Here is a 17,364-nt window from a genome sequence, read left to right as displayed (position 1 = left end):
GGCGTAACAGGGCGCACCGCAAACAATGCAGGGTAAGATTTTCGGATGTAAGCCGCCGCAGCGGTAAATATGCCGTGCCGTCAGTAAGGCTGAGGAATAACCTGAGCCTTATTTATCCGGCACATCTTTTAAAATATTTATAAATTTTTAATAGCCTGAATAATCCGGCATGTTGTAAGGCGATTATTTTAATCATTCACCCGCGCAAACGTGCGCAGCAGAACCGCGGTTACCATTCAGCCACAGAACCGTCCGGGAAGCGCCATAATGGATTACGCCAGTCCGGCGCATTTTTACTGCGCTCAATAACCAGCTCTTCGTTAATCTCCACGCCGAGGCCGGGTTTATTTGACGGATAAAAGTGGCCATCGTCCATTTTAAAATCGTCTTTATTAATCACGTAATCGAGCAGTTCGGCGCCCTGATTATAGTGAATGCCCATGCTCTGTTCCTGAAAGACCGCATTACGCGATACGAAGTCGATATGCAGACAGGCCGCCAGCGCAATCGGCCCCAGCGGACAGTGCGGTGCCAGTGCAACATCATACGATTCGGCCATCGCGGCAATTTTGTAGCATTCGGTGATGCCGCCAGCGTGCGACAGATCGGGCTGCAGAATGGCCAGTCCACCCGCTTCCAGCACGCGTTTGAATTCAAACCGCGAGAACATCCGCTCACCGGCAGCAATGGGCAGGTGCGTCTGAGCTGCCAGACGCGGATAGTATTCCGCCTGCTCGGCCAGCACCGGCTCTTCAATGAACAGCGGACGATAAGGCTCCAGCTCTTTGATCAGCACTTTTGCCATTGGCGCGCTGACGCGGCCATGGAAATCGAGTCCAAACTCAATGTCGCTGCCGAATGCTTCCCGGATTTGCGCAACGGTATTCACCGCCGCATCGATTTTGCGGGAGTTATCAATGATCCCCATCTCTTCGCAGCCGTTGAGCTTGAAGGTATCAAACCCGATGGCGCGCAGTTTCTGAATGCCATCGATGACTTCCGCCGGCCGATCGCCGCCCACCCAGCTGTACGCTTTGATACTGTCACGTACCAGGCCGCCCAGCAGCTGATACACCGGTACGCCAAGCGCTTTGCCTTTAATATCCCACAGCGCCTGATCGATGCCGGCAATGGCGCTCATCAGAATCGGGCCGCCGCGGTAAAAGCCGCCGCGGTACATCACCTGCCATAAGTCGTTAATGCGCGCCGGATCCTGCCCGATCAGATAGTCTGACAGTTCGTGCACCGCCGTTTCAACGCTGCGGGCGCGTCCTTCGATCACCGGTTCACCCCAGCCGGTAATGCCCTCATCGGTTTCGATCTTCAGGAACATCCAGCGCGGCGGCAGGCGATACGTCGTGAGTCGGGTAATTTTCATTGTACAGCGTCCTTGTAAGCAGCAATAAATGCGCGGGCCTTCTCTGCCGTGCGTGACAGCGGCTGGCCGGCGCGATAGAGATCGCTGCCCAGACCGGCGCCGATGCAGCCTGCAGCCATAAATTCATGCAGATTTTCTGGTGTGACGCCGCCAACGGCAAACATCGGTACTTCCGGCGGCAGGACTGCTTTCAGCGCTTTGATATAGCCGGGGCCAAAGGCTGAAGAGGGAAAAATTTTCAGCGCCTGCGCGCCCGCTTTTAAAGCGGTAAAAGCTTCTGAAGCGGTAGCACAACCGGCCGCAACCATCATGCCCTGCGCGACCGCCTGGCGAATCACGGCCGCATCCGTATTAGGCGTAACCACCAGTTTACTGTTCAGCGTTGCCAGCGTGTCGACCTGCGCCGTTTCCAGCACCGTTCCGGCACCAATCAGCGCGTTATCGCCAAACTTTGCCACCATCGCCCCGATGCTTTGCGCCCAGTCGGGCGAATTCAGCGGGATCTCAATGGCATCAAAGCCAGCCTCAATGAGCGCACCAACATGTGCTTCAGCTTCATCCGGTGTAATGCCGCGCAGAATGGCAATTAGCGGCAGTTTAGTGGGCCAGGACATTCGCAATACTCCTCATTCCATGCTGGAATGCAACATCGCCTTCCAGCGTAACTGAATCCCGGTTAATAAAAGTCAGCGCCTGCTGGTAGCGCTGCGCCAGTGCATGACCGCCAATAATGGCGATCGGTTGTGGTGACGATGCCATTTGCTGCGTCATCAGCGCCACTTCATGGCCAATCAACAGGCCGGAAAGAAATTCGCTCACATGCCGGCGATCGCGTGCGCCCAGCACATGCGCCGCACGGACTTCAAACAGGCGGGCGATAACAGACGCATCCTGACATCCTCTTTCCACTCCCTGCATAAATGCCGCCTGGCAGGTCTCCTGCCCGGGCAGACCGGCACCAATCAGCGACTGCTGCAGCAGCAAATGGTGCAGCTCGCCGGTCATTACCGTACGAAAATCAAGCACCCGATCCTGTTCCAGCTGAACCCATTTGGCATGCGTGCCAGGCATAACGCACAGCGGCACCCGCTGCAGCGTTAGCGCCCCCAGCAGCTGCGTCTCTTCACCGCGCATCACGTTATAGTTATCATCACGTTCAACGCTCAGTCCCGGCACAATCCACGCTTTTTGCTCCACACACGTCAGATGATCGTGCAGCGCATTCAGGCTGGCCGGACAGGGCAGATAGGGAACGGACAGCCAGCCGGCATTACTGCCGACCATGCCAGCCATAATGACCGGCACCTCATCAACGGGCCAGCCGGCAGTGACGCTGGCAAAGACCTGCGCTGGCGTCTGGTCGCCGAGGCGCGTGATGCCGGCGGGCGAACGGCGCTCATCAACGCAGACGCCCTGCTGATAGTGCCAGGCGCGCAAATTTGTTGAGCCCCAGTCAATAGCGATATAGCTGGTCACAAAATGTCTCTCAGTCGGGCCGTGGAGCTGGCAATCATTGCTTTTGCTGCACGTTCCGCGGCATCGCCATCCTGATGGCGAATCGCGTCGTACAGCGCTTTATGTTCAGCTAATGTGCGCGGCATGTTGCCGGCGTCCGCCATGTACGTTTGCGCAAACACCGCTTTCTGCAGCTGGCTTATCGCCACGTTGAGCTGCTGCAGCACCGGATTATGTACAGACCCCATCACTGCTTCGTGATAGCGAATATCAGCGTCGTTAAATGCTTCGCGATCGAGATGGTTGGCTACCATATCGTTATAAGCCTGTTCAATAGCGGCCAGATCGGTAGAGGTCGCCCGCTCGGCTGACCAGCGCGCAATCTGCGGTTCCACCAGCACACGCACTTCGTTCATGGCGGCAATCAGGCGCGGATCCTGATCGTGCGCCAGCGCCCACTGCAGTACATCGCTATCGAGATAATTCCACTGATTGCGTGACGTTACGAACGCACCGCGATACCGCTTCATCTCCATCAGGCGCTTTGCGATCAGCGCACGATAAACCTCGCGGATTATGTTGCGCGATGTCCCGAATTGTTCGCACAGCTCTGCTTCTGCAGGCAGCGCCGCGCCCGGTACATATTTTCCGGCGACGATCTCTTCACCCAGCGTATGGATGATGCGCTCTGTTTTACTCAGCGGTTGTTGTGTCATAGGGGTCCGGTATATGCAGGGGGTCAGCCTGTCAGATTACTGCGTTCCTGGTATGAAACCTAACGGCTGCCTGAGCCATTGCGGACGATTGTAGTACTATATATGTTCCTCGTACTACAATTCAGATCACAAAACAGACAATCAAGCGGATTTTACCGTTGTGGATACGGCGCAGGGTCAGAAAGGAGAGTCAGCACGCCGGGAACGGCAACACCCGCTCCTGCGGGCTCTGGCAGGCGGTCTCCCTGCCGGATCATCATTACCTGTATGGAGGTGCGTTTTTAATTACGGCAATGAAGAAGCCTGAAGGACGCGAAAGCGTGCATGGCCTGCAGCAGCCTTCGCGCTATAGATGCAAAGCGGCGAGGTAATTATCTGTAAGAGTTTCGCAGCCCGTCGGGCCGCAAAAAAGCAGCACAAATGCTGCTTGCCGGAAACCACATAAACCTGATGCTGTTACAGCACCAGCTCTTCGATAACGTGCGCTACGCCATCTTCCCTGTTACTTTTGGTCACAAACTGCGCGATTTTTTTCACTGACTCAATGGCATTGCCCATCGCCACGCCGGTGCCGGCATATTCAATCATCGCCAGATCGTTCTCCTGATCGCCAATCGCCATCACCTCTGACTGCTGCAGGCCCAGTTTTTCCGCCAGCATCTTCACGCCATAGCCTTTGTTCACCAGCGGGTTAAGGATTTCCAGAAAATAAGGCGCGCTTTTCAGCACGGTGTAGCTGTCACGCATGTTCGCCGGCAGCCCGGAGATCGCTTTATCCAGCAGCGCCGGTTTATCGATCATCATAATTTTCGGGAAGCGCGTCGCCGGATCCATCTCATCAACCGCGCGATAGCGCACCGGAATACCGGTCAGGCTGGCTTCATGAATGGTGTATTCGCTGATGTCTTTATTAGGCGTATAGAGGAAAGATTTGTCGAATGCCTGAAAATGCACGCCGAGTTCACGCGCCAGCTGCTCAAGATAGAGGTAATCGTCAAAGCTCAGCGTTTTCTCGGCAACCACTTCGCCGCTGTCAGCGCGGTGCGCCAGCGCGCCGTTGTTGCTGATGCAGTACTGACCCGGCTGGCGCAGATCCAGCTCCGTCAGATAGCGCTCAACGCCGACAAACGGACGGCCGGTTGCCAGCACAATCGACACGCCTTTATCGCGCGCCCGCCCGATGGCTGCTTTTACCGCCGGAGTAATTTCATGCTGCGGATTCAGCAGCGTGCCGTCCATATCGATCGCAATCAGTTTTATCGCCATAACGTCCTCGGTTAATTCAGGGTCTGGCTTTAATGCTAGCGCGATTCAGCTCTCATTGACCAGTTTATCGGCGCAGCGGATCGCAGATGCGGTGGGCGGCAGGCTGAGCCTGGTGGTTGAGATGCCGGATGGTGCAGGAGAAAGGACTTTGCGGATATAAAAAACCCCTCCCGGGCGGGAGGGGTCAGAGCGTATCAGATATCGATGTTAGCGGCTTTCAGCGCGTTCTCTTCGATAAAGGCGCGACGCGGCTCCACCGCATCGCCCATCAGCGTGGTGAAGAGCTGATCGGCAGCAATCGCATCCCTGATGGTGACGCGCAGCATACGGCGGCTGTCCGGATCCATGGTGGTTTCCCACAGCTGCTCCGGGTTCATCTCGCCCAGCCCTTTATAGCGCTGAATGGAGAGACCGCGGCGTGACTCTTTCACCAGCCACTCAATCGCCTGCTCGAAGCTGGCAACCGGCTGACGACGTTCGCCACGCTCGATATAGGCGTCCTCTTCAATCAGGCCGCGCAGCTGCTCGCCCAGCGCACAGATTTTGCGATACTCCGGGCCACCGATAAACTCGCTATCCAGCGGGTAGTCGGTATCCACACCGTGGGTGCGCACACGCAGTACCGGCTCAGCCAGCTGCAGCTCACGGTTTTCACGTACCTGCGCCACATAGGTGCTGCCGTGTGCTTCACGCTCGTTAAGATACGCTACCAGCGTTTCCAGCCAGCTGCTGACGGCGGCGGTATCATCCAGCCCTGCCAGCGTTGGATGGTAGACCAGCGCATTAAGCAGGGCTGCCGGGAAGCGACGCTCCATGCGTTTGATCATCTTCTGCGTGCTGTTGTACTCAGCGACCAGGCTCTCCAGCGGCTCACCGCCCAGCGCCGGTGCGCTGGCGTTGGTGTGCAGCGTAGCGCCGTCCAGCGCGATGGCGATCTGATACTGATCCATCGCGTCGGTGTCTTTAATGTACTGTTCCTGCTTGCCTTTTTTCACTTTAAACAGCGGCGGCTGTGCAATGTAAACGTGGCCGCGCTCAATGATTTCCGGCATCTGACGGTAGAAGAAGGTCAGCAGCAGCGTACGGATATGTGAGCCATCGACGTCCGCATCGGTCATGATAATGATGCTGTGATAGCGCAGCTTATCCGGGTTGTACTCATCGCGGCCGATACCGCAGCCCAGCGCGGTGATCAGCGTAGCGACTTCCTGCGAAGAGAGCATTTTGTCGAAACGCGCTTTCTCTACGTTAAGGATTTTGCCTTTCAGCGGCAGAATCGCCTGGTTTTTACGGTTACGCCCCTGCTTCGCCGATCCGCCTGCAGAGTCACCCTCCACCAGGTAGATTTCAGAGAGCGCCGGATCGCGCTCCTGGCAGTCTGCCAGCTTGCCCGGCAGGCCCGCCAGGTCCAGCGCGCCTTTGCGGCGGGTCATCTCACGCGCACGGCGTGCTGCTTCGCGCGCGCGCGCCGCATCGATAATTTTGCCCACGACAATTTTTGCATCCGCCGGGTTTTCCAGCAGGTATTCGCTCAGCAGTTCATTCATCTGCTGCTCTACCGCAGATTTCACTTCGGAGGAGACCAGCTTATCTTTGGTCTGCGAAGAGAACTTCGGATCCGGCACTTTCACGGAAACCACAGCAATCAGGCCTTCACGCGCATCATCACCGGTGGCGCTGACTTTGGCTTTTTTGCTGTAGCCCTCTTTATCCATATAAGCGTTCAGCGTACGCGTCATCGCCGCACGGAAACCGGCAAGATGCGTTCCGCCATCGCGCTGCGGGATGTTATTGGTAAAGCAGTAGATGTTTTCCTGGAAACCATCATTCCACTGCAGCGCCACTTCCACTCCGATGCCATCTTTCTCGGTAGAGAAGTAGAACACGTTAGGGTGAATCGGGTTTTTGTTGCGGTTCAGATACTCGACAAACGCCCTGATACCACCTTCGTAGTGGTAGTGGTCGCTCTTGTCGTCGCGCTTATCCTGCAGGCGAATAGAGACGCCGGAGTTCAGGAACGACAGTTCACGCAGGCGTTTGGCAAGGATTTCATATTCAAAATCGGTGACGTTGGTAAAGGTCTCGTGGCTTGGCCAGAAGCGCACGCGCGTACCCGTCGTCTCGGTATCGCCGGTAACGGCCAGTGGCGCCTGCGGCACGCCGTGCACGTAGGTCTGCTGGTGCACTTTGCCGTCGCGACGAATGGTCAGCTCCAGCTTCTGCGACAGGGCATTAACCACGGAAACGCCCACGCCGTGCAGGCCGCCCGATACTTTGTAAGAGTTGTCATCAAACTTACCGCCGGCGTGCAGAACGGTCATGATCACTTCCGCCGCAGAGACCCCCTCTTCCGGGTGAATACCGGTCGGAATACCGCGCCCGTCATCCTGCACCGACACGGAGTTATCCGCGTGGATAGTGACCACGATATCACTGCAGTGTCCGGCGAGCGCTTCGTCGATGGCGTTATCCACGACCTCGAATACCATGTGATGCAGACCGGTGCCGTCATCCGTATCGCCGATATACATACCCGGGCGTTTGCGTACCGCATCAAGCCCTTTCAGGACTTTGATACTTGAGGAGTCATAAGAATTCGACATCAACGTTTCTCGCTCATTTAATCTTCAGGTTGAACCGCTATTTTACCCTGTTCCACGCGGAACATCTTGCCCTTTTCGTCGCTCATATCGATTACATGCTCTGTGCCAATAGCGCTGACAAACACCTGAGCCTGTGTGGCTTTCAGCCGCTCTGCCAGCAGTCGCCGGCGTGTGTCATCCAGCTCGGATGCGAAGTCATCAATCAGGTATAAACAGCGACGTCCGCTGCTGCGCGTCAGGTACTCGCCCTGCGCTAAGCGCAGCGCGCACATCAGCAGCTTCAGCTGTCCGCGTGAGAGTAAATCTTCTACCGGCGTCCCTTCTGCACGAATACGGAAATCCGCTTTGTGCGGGCCGCTGGCGGTGTAGGTAAGCGCGCGATCGCGCTCAAAATTGCGCTCCAGCAGGTCGCCATAGTCGCTCTCTTTATCCCAGCCGCGCTGGAAAGAGAACGACAGGGCAAACTCAGGCAAGAACTGGCTGCAGGTCGCAGTGATCTCACTGGCAATGGCCGCGCTGTACTCTGCGCGCCAGGCGCTGATCTGTGCGGCCAGCGGTACCAGCTCCTGGTCCCACGGACGGATCTGGCTGTAGCGTGAAGCCTGACGCAGTGCCGCGTTGCGCTGCTTCAGCAGGCGACGCAGATTGCTCCAGGCGATAAAAAAACCAGGGTAAGCATGAAAACAGCCCCAGTCGATATAGGCTCTGCGGTATTTGGGGCCGCCGTTGAGCAATGTAAACCCCTCGGGCGTAATCAGCTGCATCGGCAGCAGCTGTGCCAGTTCAGCCACTTTATGCCCGTCGCTGCCGTCAATCCGCACTTTACTGTCGCCGGCACGATTTTTGGTCAGCCCCACCGCCAGCGCGCGTTCACCGCTGCCATCAATACGCCCGTGCAGTACAAACGCCTCCTGCTCATGACGGATCACCCGTCCCGCCTGCAGGCTGCGAAACGCCCGCCCGTGGCCCAGCGTGTAAATCGCCTCCAGCACGCTGGTTTTACCGCTGCCGTTGGCGCCGACGAGGAAGTTGAAACCGGGTGCCAGGTCTAAGTCAGCCTGCTCAATATTACGAAAATCTTTAATCAGAAGGCGGGTTAAAGCCATGAACGAATCCAGCCAGAAGGGAATAGCCTAACGTTAACAATGCGGGCCGTTGGCGGCGCAGGCAGTCTGGTCTCGGCCAGCGCGCAGATCCTGGGAGCATACTGAAGTATGTGACCAGGGGCGAGCACTGCCCGGGACCAGAATGGCAAGTAAGCCAGGCCGATATTTTCTGCTACAAGCGCATCGGCATGACGACGTATGCCGCAGCTGGACTGGCTACGTCTTCAATCTGTACGCTGGACACAGAGTCGGTGAGCAGCAGACGGACGTTCTCACACTTCAGCGCATTCAGCACATCCAGTACGTAACTGACGTTGAAGCCAATCTCCAGCTCGGTGCCGCTGTAAGAGACATCCAGCATCTCTTCTGCCTCTTCCTGCTCCGGATTGTTTGCCGTGATTTTTAGCTGATTTTCGGTGATATAGATGCGTACGCCGCGGAATTTTTCATTAGATAAAATGGCCGCACGGGCAAACGCCTGCTTGAGCAGATCGCAGCCCGCCTCCAGCGCCTTGTCCGGATTTTTTGGCAGCACGCGCCGGTAGTCAGGAAAACGACCATCCACCAGCTTAGAGGTAAAGATGAAATCGCCGACGTGCGCCCGGATGTTACTGCTGCCAATCTGCACGCGCAGCGGGTTCTCGCCGCCGTCCAGCAGCCGAACCAGCTCAATCACCCCTTTACGCGGTACGATCACAGAGTGGTCTGGCAGCGCCTGGCCAATCGGCATGGCGCAGACCGCCAGACGGTGGCCGTCAGTGGCGACGGTACGCAGCTCTTCACCTTCGGTTTCAAACAGCATACCGTTGAGATAGTAGCGTACATCCTGATGTGCCATTGAAAACTGCGTGGCTTCAATCAGCCGTTTCAGCGTGGCCTGCGGCAGCGTAAATTCAACTTCGCTTTGCCAGTCATCCAGGTTGGGAAAATCGCTGGCGGGCAGCGTTGACAGCGAAAAACGACTGCGCCCGGAACGCACCAGCATGCGATCGCCTTCCAGCATAACGCTGATTTCAGCGCCTTCCGGCAGGCCGCGGCAGATATCAAGGAATTTGCGCGCCGGCACCGTGGTTGCACCCGGCTCGTGAGCCTGATTCAGCGCCACGCGTGCCACCATTTCCATTTCCAGATCGGTTCCGGTCAGCAGCAACGATCCTTCATTTACCTGCAGCAGCAAATTTCCGAGGATCGGCAGCGTCGGACGTCCGCCAAGCGGACCACTTACCTGTTGCAGGGGCTTCAGCAACTGCTCACGTTCAACAATAAATTTCATATGCGTCAGGAAGATAATGTTCGGATAAGGTTAGAGAAATCTTCTTTGATGTCATGGCTCTCTTCACGCAGCTGCTCTATTTTACGGCAGGCGTGCAGCACGGTGGTATGGTCACGGCCACCAAACGCATCGCCAATCTCTGGCAGACTATGGTTGGTCAGCTCTTTTGCCATCGCCATCGCCATTTGACGCGGCCGCGCCACAGAGCGCGACCGACGTTTCGACAGCAAATCCGCCACTTTGATTTTGTAATATTCCGCTACGGTTTTCTGAATGTTGTCGATGGTAACCAGCTTCTCCTGCAGCGCCAGCAAATCACGCAGCGCTTCACGCACGAAGTCGATAGTAATGGCGCGTCCGGTAAAGTTGGCATTTGCGATCACGCGGTTCAGCGCGCCTTCAAGCTCACGCACGTTGGAACGCAGACGCTTGGCAATAAAGAAAGCGACTTCACCCGGCAGGCGAATGTCATTCTCATCCGCTTTTTTCATCAGAATAGCCACGCGCGTTTCCAGCTCAGGCGGCTCAATGGCGACAGTCAGACCCCAGCCGAAGCGCGACTTCAGACGATCTTCCACGCCGTTAATCTCTTTAGGATAACGGTCAGAGGTGAGAATGATCTGCTGATTGCCTTCCAGCAGCGCGTTGAAGGTGTGAAAAAACTCCTCCTGCGAGCGCTCTTTATTGGCAAAGAACTGGATATCATCGATCAGCAGTGCGTCCACAGAACGATAGTAGCGTTTGAACTCTTCAATCGCATTGTTCTGCAGCGCTTTTACCATGTCCTGCACAAAGCGCTCAGAGTGCATGTAGACCACTTTGGCGTTGGGCTTGCGGGCAATAATGCCATTCCCTACCGCGTGCAGCAGGTGCGTTTTACCCAGGCCTGTGCCGCCATAAAGGAATAACGGGTTATAGGCCCCACCGGGGTTATCAGCCACCTGACGTGCCGCCGCGCGCGCCAGCTGGTTCGATTTACCCTCAACAAAGTTGTCGAAGTTATGGCGGTTGTTCACATTCGAACGATACGTCACATCTGCAGGTGCCGGTACGGAATCCCAGCTCGGACGCAGCAGCTGTGCCGGTGCCGGGCGGGTTTCCACCGGCGCCGGCGCACTGACGGTACTGGTCATCACCGGCTGCGCAGCGGCAACCTGAGCCACAGGACGCGTGCCCACTTCAAATCGCAGCAACGGCACATTTGCGCCGCAGAATTCGTTCAGCAGCCCGTTAATACTGTTAAGATATTTATCCCGAACCCAGTCGAGTACAAACCGATTTGGTGCATACAAGGCCAGCGTATTGTCGTTTAACTCAGCCTGCAGTGGACGGATCCACATGCTGAATTCGGTGGCAGGTAATTCATCCTGCAAACGGGCAAGACACTGTTGCCAAAGCGTAAGTGACACGGCGGACTCCACTCGTACAAAATCGATAAGAATTTCAGGCGCTAATAATAGAAACTGTCTTTTTTGACACAGGCGGTCAGAAAGCGCCTGCGACCGCTGTCTGCGGTAGTCATCCCCGGCGATCGCAGTGAGGATCGTCAGCGGAAGGGCGGATCATAGCGCAAAGCGCACCAGAGATCTTCCCTTTCTACACAGTTTTGATCCAATTTATCCACAGGGTGTAAAACCTTTGAACAGTTTATCCGTTCTGGCAAAAAAGCAAGCGAAGATCGCGCAGCAGACGCGAATTTTTCAGCCGCCGTCGCGTTTTTTTTCCTGTGGATAGCGTGTGCGATCGCAAGAAGATCCTGGACGATCCTTGCGCTTTCCTTTACAGGCCGTATAATTCCCCACCCGGCATTGGCACGTGGTGCATTAATGCCCGGAATTGCGGTGTTTCCGGGTATTCAGGTCCCGCGACCAGCGAAGTAAATTGACTCCGGACTGTACAATTATTACAATCCCGCCTCTTTATTAAAGACACATTGAGGCGTCGGTCGCTTTACTGCCCCGAAAACGCGTCACCCAGTGAAATTTTTCAAGTTTAGGTAGAAATCGCCATGAAACGCACTTTTCAACCGTCCGTACTGAAGCGCAACCGTTCACACGGCTTCCGTGCTCGTATGGCAACCAAAAATGGTCGTCAGGTTCTGGCACGTCGTCGTGCTAAAGGCCGTTCTCGTCTGACCGTTTCTAAGTAATAAAAGCTAACCCTCGTGGTTCAGCTCGCATTTCCCAGGGAGTTACGTTTGTTAACTCCCGCTCATTTCACTTTCGTCTTCCAGCAACCTCTTCGGGCTGGCACGCCGCAAATCACCATCCTCGGCCGCCGCAATTCGCTGGGGCATCCCCGCATCGGTCTTACCGTCGCTAAAAAACATGTAAAGCGCGCGCATGAACGCAACCGGATCAAGCGATTGACCCGCGAAAGTTTTCGTCTGCGTCAGCATGAACTGCCTGCGATGGATTTTGTTATTGTTGCGAAAAAAGGGATTGCCGACCTCGATAACCGGGCACTGATGGAAGCGTTGGAGAAACTATGGCGTCGTCACTGTCGCCTGGCTCGCGGCTCCTGATCGCCCTGATACGCGTCTATCAACGCGCTATCAGCCCTCTGCTGGGACCTCATTGCCGGTTCCATCCCACCTGTTCGCAGTACGGGATTGAGGCCCTGCGCCGTTTCGGCGTGATAAAAGGCAGTTGGTTGACGATTAAACGCGTATTAAAATGCCACCCCTTGAACCCGGGTGGCGACGATCCTGTGCCGCCAAAAACCTTTGATACCAGAGAACATTAACGATGGATTCGCAACGCAATCTTTTTCTCATCGCTTTTCTGTTCGTGTCTTTTATGATCTGGCAAGCCTGGCAGACGGACCACGCTCCGCAGCCACAGCAGACCCAGACCACGCAGAACACAAGCAGCGCAGCGGGTGATGCCGCCACTTCCGGCGTGCCGGCCAGCGGTCAGGGCAAAACGATCACCGTTAAAACTGACGTCCTGTCACTTAATATCAACACGCGCGGTGGTGATATTGAACAGGCTCAGCTGCTGACCTACCCGGATAAGCTCGGCTCCGACGCCCCATTCCAGCTGCTGGAAACCACGCCGGCATTTGTTTATCAGGCGCAGAGCGGCCTGACCGGTCGTAACGGCCCGGATAACCCGAACAATGGCGCGCGTCCACTCTATACTGCCGCACAGGATAGCTTTGACATGGCCGATGGCCAGACTGAACTGCGTGTGCCGCTGAGCTGGACCGGCGAAAACGGTGTGGTTTATACCAAAACCTTCATCTTTAAGCGTGGCGAGTTTGCGGTTAACGTTGACTACAACATCAATAACACCTCACAGCAGCCGCTGGAAGTGGCGATGTTTGGTCAGCTGAAGCAGACCATCGACCTGCCTAAACATCGCGATACGGGCAGCAACAACTTTGCGCTGCACACGTTCCGCGGTGCCGCCTACTCCACCAGCGATGCGAAATATGAGAAATATAAGTTCGATACCATCGCTGATAACGAAAACCTGAGCACCACCACCAGCAACGGCTGGGTCGCGATGCTGCAGCAGTATTTCGCCACGGCATGGGTGCCGCGTACACAGGGCAACAACACCCTGTATACCAGCAACCTCGGCAACGGTGTGGCGGCGATTGGCTATAAGTCAGCGCCGGTTACGGTTGGTGCAGGTGCACAGCAGACGCTGGGCGCAACGCTGTGGGTCGGCCCGGAAATTCAGGATAAGATGGCTGCCATTGCGCCGCACCTTGACCTGACCGTGGATTACGGCTGGCTGTGGTTTATCTCTCAGCCGCTGTTCAAGCTGCTGAAGTTCCTGCACAGCTTTATCGGTAACTGGGGCTTCTCCATTATCGTCATCACCTTCATCGTGCGCGGCATCATGTACCCGCTGACCAAAGCGCAGTACACCTCGATGGCCAAGATGCGCATGCTGCAGCCGAAGATTCAGGCGATGCGTGAGCGTCTGGGCGATGACAAGCAGAAGCAGAGCCAGGAAATGATGGCGCTCTACAAAGCGGAAAAAGTGAATCCGCTGGGTGGCTGTCTGCCGCTGGTTATTCAGATGCCAATCTTCCTGGCACTCTACTATATGCTGTCTGGCTCGGTAGAACTGCGCCACGCGCCGTTTGTACTGTGGATCCATGACCTCTCTGCGCAGGACCCGTACTACATTCTGCCGGTGCTGATGGGGATCACCATGTTCTTCATCCAGAAGATGTCACCGACCACCGTGACCGATCCTATGCAGCAGAAGATCATGACCTATATGCCGGTGATCTTCACCGTCTTCTTCCTGTGGTTCCCGGCGGGTCTGGTGCTGTACTACATCGTCAGCAACCTGGTCACCATTCTCCAGCAGCAGCTGATTTACCGCGGCCTGGAAAAACGGGGCCTGCATAGCCGCGACAAGAAGAAAGCGTAACCTTCAGCCCGGCTGAGCAACAGGTATAATCAAGGGGCGGCATTTATGTCGCCCTGTTTTTTTTCTATTTTTTCAGCCCGGCACAGCGCGGGCAAGAGGACGATCATGAGCCACAGCGATACTATCGTTGCGCAGGCAACCCCGCCGGGCCGCGGCGGCGTCGGTATACTGCGTATCTCAGGCAGCCGGGCAGCAGACGTTGCACAGGCTGTGCTGGGTAAACTGCCAAAGCCGCGCTACGCCGATTACCTGCCCTTTACCGATGCAGATGGCAGCGTGCTGGATCAGGGCATTGCGCTGTGGTTCCCGGGTCCGAACTCCTTTACCGGTGAAGATGTCCTGGAGCTGCAGGGTCACGGCGGACCGGTGATCCTCGACCTGCTGCTGAAACGCATTGTCGCCCTGCCCGGCCTGCGCATTGCGCAACCGGGTGAGTTTTCTGAGCGTGCGTTTCTGAATGACAAGCTCGATCTGGCGCAGGCCGAGGCGATTGCCGACCTGATTGATGCCAGCTCGGAGCAGGCGGCGCGCTCGGCGGTGAACTCGCTGCAGGGTGTATTTTCACAGCGCGTGAATGCGCTGGTGGAGGCGCTGACCCATCTGCGTATCTATGTCGAGGCCGCCATCGACTTTCCGGATGAGGAGATCGACTTTCTTTCCGACGGTAAGATTGAAGCGCAGCTTAATGCGGTGATCGGCGACCTGAATGGCGTACGCGCCGAAGCGCGTCAGGGCAGCCTGCTGCGTGAAGGCATGAAAGTGGTGATTGCCGGGCGCCCGAACGCAGGTAAATCGAGCCTGCTGAATGCGCTGGCGGGACGCGAAGCGGCTATCGTCACTGATATTGCCGGCACCACGCGCGATGTTCTGCGCGAACATATTCATATTGATGGAATGCCGCTGCACATCATTGATACCGCCGGACTGCGTGAAGCCAGCGATGAAGTGGAGCGCATCGGCATTGAGCGCGCCTGGCAGGAGATTGAACAGGCCGATCGGGTGCTGTTTATGGTGGATGGTACAACCACGGACGCTACCGAGGCAGCGGCTATCTGGCCCGATTTTGTCGCGCGCTTACCGGCGGCGCTGCCCATTACCGTAGTGCGTAACAAAGCGGACATGACCGGTGAGACCCTGGGACTGAGTGAGGCAAACGGCCATGCGCTGATCCGCCTTTCAGCCCGCACCGGCGACGGCGTGGAAACGCTGCGCGATCATCTGAAGCAGAGCATGGGCTTTGCCGGAAATATGGAAGGCGGGTTCCTTGCGCGCCGCCGCCACCTGCAGGCGCTGGAAAGTGCCGCCGCGCATCTGCAGCAGGGAAAAGCGCAGCTGCTGGGCGCGTGGGCGGGAGAGCTGCTCGCGGAAGAGCTGCGGCTGGCACAGCAGGCGCTGAGTGAAATCACCGGCGAATTTACCTCTGACGATCTGCTGGGCCGTATTTTCTCCAGCTTCTGCATCGGGAAATAAGCGCGTACCGCTCTTTGCCGGTCGATCATACATCTTTGTTATTTGGCACCCTTTCTCCTTTACAGTATAACGATGAAGGCTGCGTTAAACGCAGCCTCTATTATTCATGCTAAAAACCGGGCCTGCGCCGCAGCCTGAACAGGAGAGAAACATGAGTACACCGCTCGACAGCGCGGCGCTTGATGCGCTGTTTACTGACGCCCGCACCCACAGCCACTGGCAGGATAAGCCGGTTTCACAGGCGTTGCTGCGGGAGCTCTATACCCTGACAGCACTGGGCCCGACCTCTGCTAACTGTTCGCCGGGCCGCTTTGTGTTTGTTACCTCGGCGGAAGGCAAAGCAAAGCTGAAGCCCGCCCTCTCTTCAGGCAACGTGGACAAAACCATGTCGGCACCGGTAACGGTGATTGTCGCCTGGGATCCGGAATTTTTTGAGCAGCTGCCAAAACTGTTTCCGTTTGGTGACGCGCGCAACTGGTTTACCAGCAGCCCGGAGCTGACGAAAGAGACCGCGTTCCGTAACAGCAGCCTGCAGGCAGGCTACATGATCCTTGCCGCGCGTTCGCTCGGCCTGGATGCCGGTCCGATGTCCGGCTTTGATCCCGCCAAAGTTAATGCCGCTTTCTTCAGCGAAAGCAAATGGCAGGTTAACATGCTGATCAATCTTGGCTACGGTGAGGCAGGTAAACTGCATCCGCGCCTGACGCGACTCGGTTTCGATGAAGCCACCGCCTTTGCCTGAAAGCCGGCAGTCCGTCTGCGCTCTGCCGGTCGGTCCGGCAGAGTTTCTGTCCCGCCTTATTCTGCGCTGATATTCAGTCTTATCTGAATTTACCGTTCTTCAGGGAAAGCCGGATGCAAACATCTAAGAAAATTCTTACAATGCCGCTGATGATTATTCGCCCATTTTCACGGAGCGACAGATGGCTGGTCATTTTGTGCGCTGGACGGGCACCACGCCCCTGCCGGTAACGACTTCACGGATCCCCCCGGATGTGCTGGATAGCGCAGCCCGTCTGCCCGACCGGCGACGCGGGCGTTTTCTGGCTGCCCGCGAACTGCTGGCACAGCTGATGCTGCGGATCTACGGCATTGATCAGCTGCCGCAGCTGAGCGTCAGCAACAGCGGGCGGCCGCGCTTTGCCGACCCGGCCCTGCCTGATTTCAGCATCTCCTATACAGGCCATATCACCGGCGTGCTGCTGGCGGAAGAAGGCGGGCGTGCCGGACTGGATATGGAGATTGTGCGCGCGCACAGCCGGCAGACGCAGGAAGCGCTGATGCAGGAGCTCTCTTCCGGTGAAAAAGCGTGGATCAACGCGCAGCAGGATTTTATGGAGGCAGCAACGCAAATCTGGACGCTGCGCCAGAGCGTTCTCAAGCTGACCGATGAAGCAGATCGGGGCCTCTCTTCGCTGCGGCTTCATCCGGCGTCAGGCCGGTTGCGGTCCACGGTATTTCCCGATATTCAGGCCGTCTGCGACGCCGAGCCGACGCTGGTCTGGTCATGTGCACTTTCACCTGGCACAGAGCATCTGCGCCTGTGGGAGATTGACGCGCAGCAGCAGTGGGTTGCGCTGCGTGATATTGAAATGAATAAGCCGAACATGGATTCGCATACGCTGCGGCTGACCAGCCTGCCCGGCGAGCGTATTGCCGGACAGCAGGAGATGCGACAGCTCTGAAGCGGGTGGCCGCCCAGG

At 56.7% G+C, this 17,364-nt stretch carries 16 protein-coding genes; 7 read left to right on the top strand and 9 right to left on the bottom strand.

Annotated features, from left to right (window positions below; genetic code table 11):
• Positions 1–229 precede the first annotated feature (229 nt).
• From dgoD to dnaA, 9 genes are all read right to left on the bottom strand, one after another.
• Entirely contained in the window at positions 230–1,378 is a 1,149-nt protein-coding gene (dgoD, locus tag SB719_RS10355) for a galactonate dehydratase (RefSeq protein WP_304234945.1), read from the bottom strand.
• The gene (locus SB719_RS10350) at positions 1,375–1,992 is read right to left on the bottom strand and encodes a 2-dehydro-3-deoxy-6-phosphogalactonate aldolase (RefSeq protein ID WP_412159216.1); all 618 of its coding nucleotides are present in this window, start codon (positions 1,990–1,992) and stop codon (positions 1,375–1,377) included. The genes dgoD and SB719_RS10350 overlap by 4 nt, the downstream gene beginning before the upstream one ends.
• Complete coding sequence (locus tag SB719_RS10345; RefSeq protein ID WP_412159215.1) at positions 1,976–2,854, bottom strand: 2-dehydro-3-deoxygalactonokinase; 879 nt, start codon at positions 2,852–2,854, stop codon at positions 1,976–1,978. The genes SB719_RS10350 and SB719_RS10345 overlap by 17 nt, the downstream gene beginning before the upstream one ends.
• Positions 2,851–3,549 (bottom strand): FadR/GntR family transcriptional regulator, encoded by a 699-nt coding sequence (locus tag SB719_RS10340; protein WP_065647878.1) that lies wholly within the window; start codon positions 3,547–3,549, stop codon positions 2,851–2,853. Before SB719_RS10340 ends, SB719_RS10345 begins: the two co-directional genes overlap by 4 nt.
• A 456-nt stretch (positions 3,550–4,005) precedes the next feature.
• Positions 4,006–4,815: a sugar-phosphatase gene (yidA, locus tag SB719_RS10335; RefSeq protein ID WP_065647879.1), complete on the bottom strand. Its 810-nt coding sequence runs from the start codon at positions 4,813–4,815 to the stop codon at positions 4,006–4,008.
• A 194-nt stretch (positions 4,816–5,009) separates the two neighbouring features.
• A complete protein-coding gene (gyrB, locus tag SB719_RS10330) occupies positions 5,010–7,418 on the bottom strand; it encodes a DNA topoisomerase (ATP-hydrolyzing) subunit B (protein ID WP_039381501.1) in 2,409 nt (802 codons plus the stop codon).
• A gap of 17 nt (positions 7,419–7,435) precedes the next feature.
• A complete protein-coding gene (gene recF / locus SB719_RS10325; protein WP_065647880.1) occupies positions 7,436–8,524 on the bottom strand; it encodes a DNA replication/repair protein RecF in 1,089 nt (362 codons plus the stop codon).
• 172 nt (positions 8,525–8,696) lie between these two features.
• Positions 8,697–9,797 (bottom strand): DNA polymerase III subunit beta, encoded by a 1,101-nt coding sequence (dnaN, locus tag SB719_RS10320; protein ID WP_065647881.1) that lies wholly within the window; start codon positions 9,795–9,797, stop codon positions 8,697–8,699.
• A gap of 5 nt (positions 9,798–9,802) precedes the next feature.
• A complete protein-coding gene (gene dnaA / locus SB719_RS10315) occupies positions 9,803–11,206 on the bottom strand; it encodes a chromosomal replication initiator protein DnaA (RefSeq protein ID WP_039381492.1) in 1,404 nt (467 codons plus the stop codon).
• Positions 11,207–11,805: 599 nt separating this feature from the next.
• Between dnaA and rpmH the strand changes: the two genes are divergently transcribed.
• The 7 genes from rpmH (at position 11,806) to SB719_RS10280 (ending at position 17,346) form a co-directional block, all read left to right on the top strand.
• Positions 11,806–11,946, top strand: a complete 141-nt coding sequence (rpmH, locus tag SB719_RS10310; RefSeq protein WP_003849659.1) for a 50S ribosomal protein L34 — start codon at positions 11,806–11,808, stop codon at positions 11,944–11,946.
• Positions 11,947–11,961: 15 nt separating this feature from the next.
• A complete protein-coding gene (gene rnpA, locus SB719_RS10305) occupies positions 11,962–12,321 on the top strand; it encodes a ribonuclease P protein component (protein ID WP_071668251.1) in 360 nt (119 codons plus the stop codon).
• On the top strand, positions 12,285–12,542 hold the full coding sequence (gene yidD / locus SB719_RS10300; RefSeq protein WP_071668252.1) for a membrane protein insertion efficiency factor YidD: 258 nt from the start codon (positions 12,285–12,287) through the stop codon (positions 12,540–12,542). Before rnpA ends, yidD begins: the two co-directional genes overlap by 37 nt.
• A 2-nt stretch (positions 12,543–12,544) precedes the next feature.
• Positions 12,545–14,191 carry a membrane protein insertase YidC gene (gene yidC / locus SB719_RS10295; RefSeq protein ID WP_065647883.1) on the top strand — a complete coding sequence of 549 codons (1,647 nt, stop codon included), beginning with the start codon at positions 12,545–12,547 and terminating at the stop codon, positions 14,189–14,191.
• Between the two features lie 105 nt (positions 14,192–14,296).
• Positions 14,297–15,661: a tRNA uridine-5-carboxymethylaminomethyl(34) synthesis GTPase MnmE gene (gene mnmE / locus SB719_RS10290; RefSeq protein ID WP_065647884.1), complete on the top strand. Its 1,365-nt coding sequence runs from the start codon at positions 14,297–14,299 to the stop codon at positions 15,659–15,661.
• A gap of 151 nt (positions 15,662–15,812) precedes the next feature.
• Positions 15,813–16,403: a malonic semialdehyde reductase gene (locus SB719_RS10285; protein WP_293006248.1), complete on the top strand. Its 591-nt coding sequence runs from the start codon at positions 15,813–15,815 to the stop codon at positions 16,401–16,403.
• 181 nt (positions 16,404–16,584) lie between these two features.
• Complete coding sequence (locus SB719_RS10280; RefSeq protein WP_304234954.1) at positions 16,585–17,346, top strand: 4'-phosphopantetheinyl transferase family protein; 762 nt, start codon at positions 16,585–16,587, stop codon at positions 17,344–17,346.
• Positions 17,347–17,364 lie beyond the last annotated feature (18 nt).

Source organism: Pantoea sp. SIMBA_079, from assembly GCF_046940275.1.
Classification (GTDB): Bacteria; Pseudomonadota; Gammaproteobacteria; order Enterobacterales; family Enterobacteriaceae; genus Pantoea; species Pantoea borealis.
Note: the sequence above shows the minus strand (reverse complement) of the source record. Positions and strands in the feature narration are given on the sequence as shown.

What these genes read in the sequence shown, in the direction of transcription:
- dgoD (WP_304234945.1), bottom strand. Translation starts at nt 1,378, where the DNA reads ATGAAAATTACCCGACTCACGACGTATCGCCTGCCGCCGCGCTGGATG.
- SB719_RS10350 (WP_412159216.1), bottom strand. Translation starts at nt 1,992, where the DNA reads ATGTCCTGGCCCACTAAACTGCCGCTAATTGCCATTCTGCGCGGCATT.
- SB719_RS10340 (WP_065647878.1), bottom strand. Translation starts at nt 3,549, where the DNA reads ATGACACAACAACCGCTGAGTAAAACAGAGCGCATCATCCATACGCTG.
- yidA (WP_065647879.1), bottom strand. Translation starts at nt 4,815, where the DNA reads ATGGCGATAAAACTGATTGCGATCGATATGGACGGCACGCTGCTGAAT.
- gyrB (WP_039381501.1), bottom strand. Translation starts at nt 7,418, where the DNA reads ATGTCGAATTCTTATGACTCCTCAAGTATCAAAGTCCTGAAAGGGCTT.
- recF (WP_065647880.1), bottom strand. Translation starts at nt 8,524, where the DNA reads ATGGCTTTAACCCGCCTTCTGATTAAAGATTTTCGTAATATTGAGCAG.
- dnaN (WP_065647881.1), bottom strand. Translation starts at nt 9,797, where the DNA reads ATGAAATTTATTGTTGAACGTGAGCAGTTGCTGAAGCCCCTGCAACAG.
- rpmH (WP_003849659.1), top strand. Translation starts at nt 11,806, where the DNA reads ATGAAACGCACTTTTCAACCGTCCGTACTGAAGCGCAACCGTTCACAC.
- yidD (WP_071668252.1), top strand. Translation starts at nt 12,285, where the DNA reads ATGGCGTCGTCACTGTCGCCTGGCTCGCGGCTCCTGATCGCCCTGATA.
- yidC (WP_065647883.1), top strand. Translation starts at nt 12,545, where the DNA reads ATGGATTCGCAACGCAATCTTTTTCTCATCGCTTTTCTGTTCGTGTCT.
- mnmE (WP_065647884.1), top strand. Translation starts at nt 14,297, where the DNA reads ATGAGCCACAGCGATACTATCGTTGCGCAGGCAACCCCGCCGGGCCGC.
- SB719_RS10285 (WP_293006248.1), top strand. Translation starts at nt 15,813, where the DNA reads ATGAGTACACCGCTCGACAGCGCGGCGCTTGATGCGCTGTTTACTGAC.
- SB719_RS10280 (WP_304234954.1), top strand. Translation starts at nt 16,585, where the DNA reads ATGGCTGGTCATTTTGTGCGCTGGACGGGCACCACGCCCCTGCCGGTA.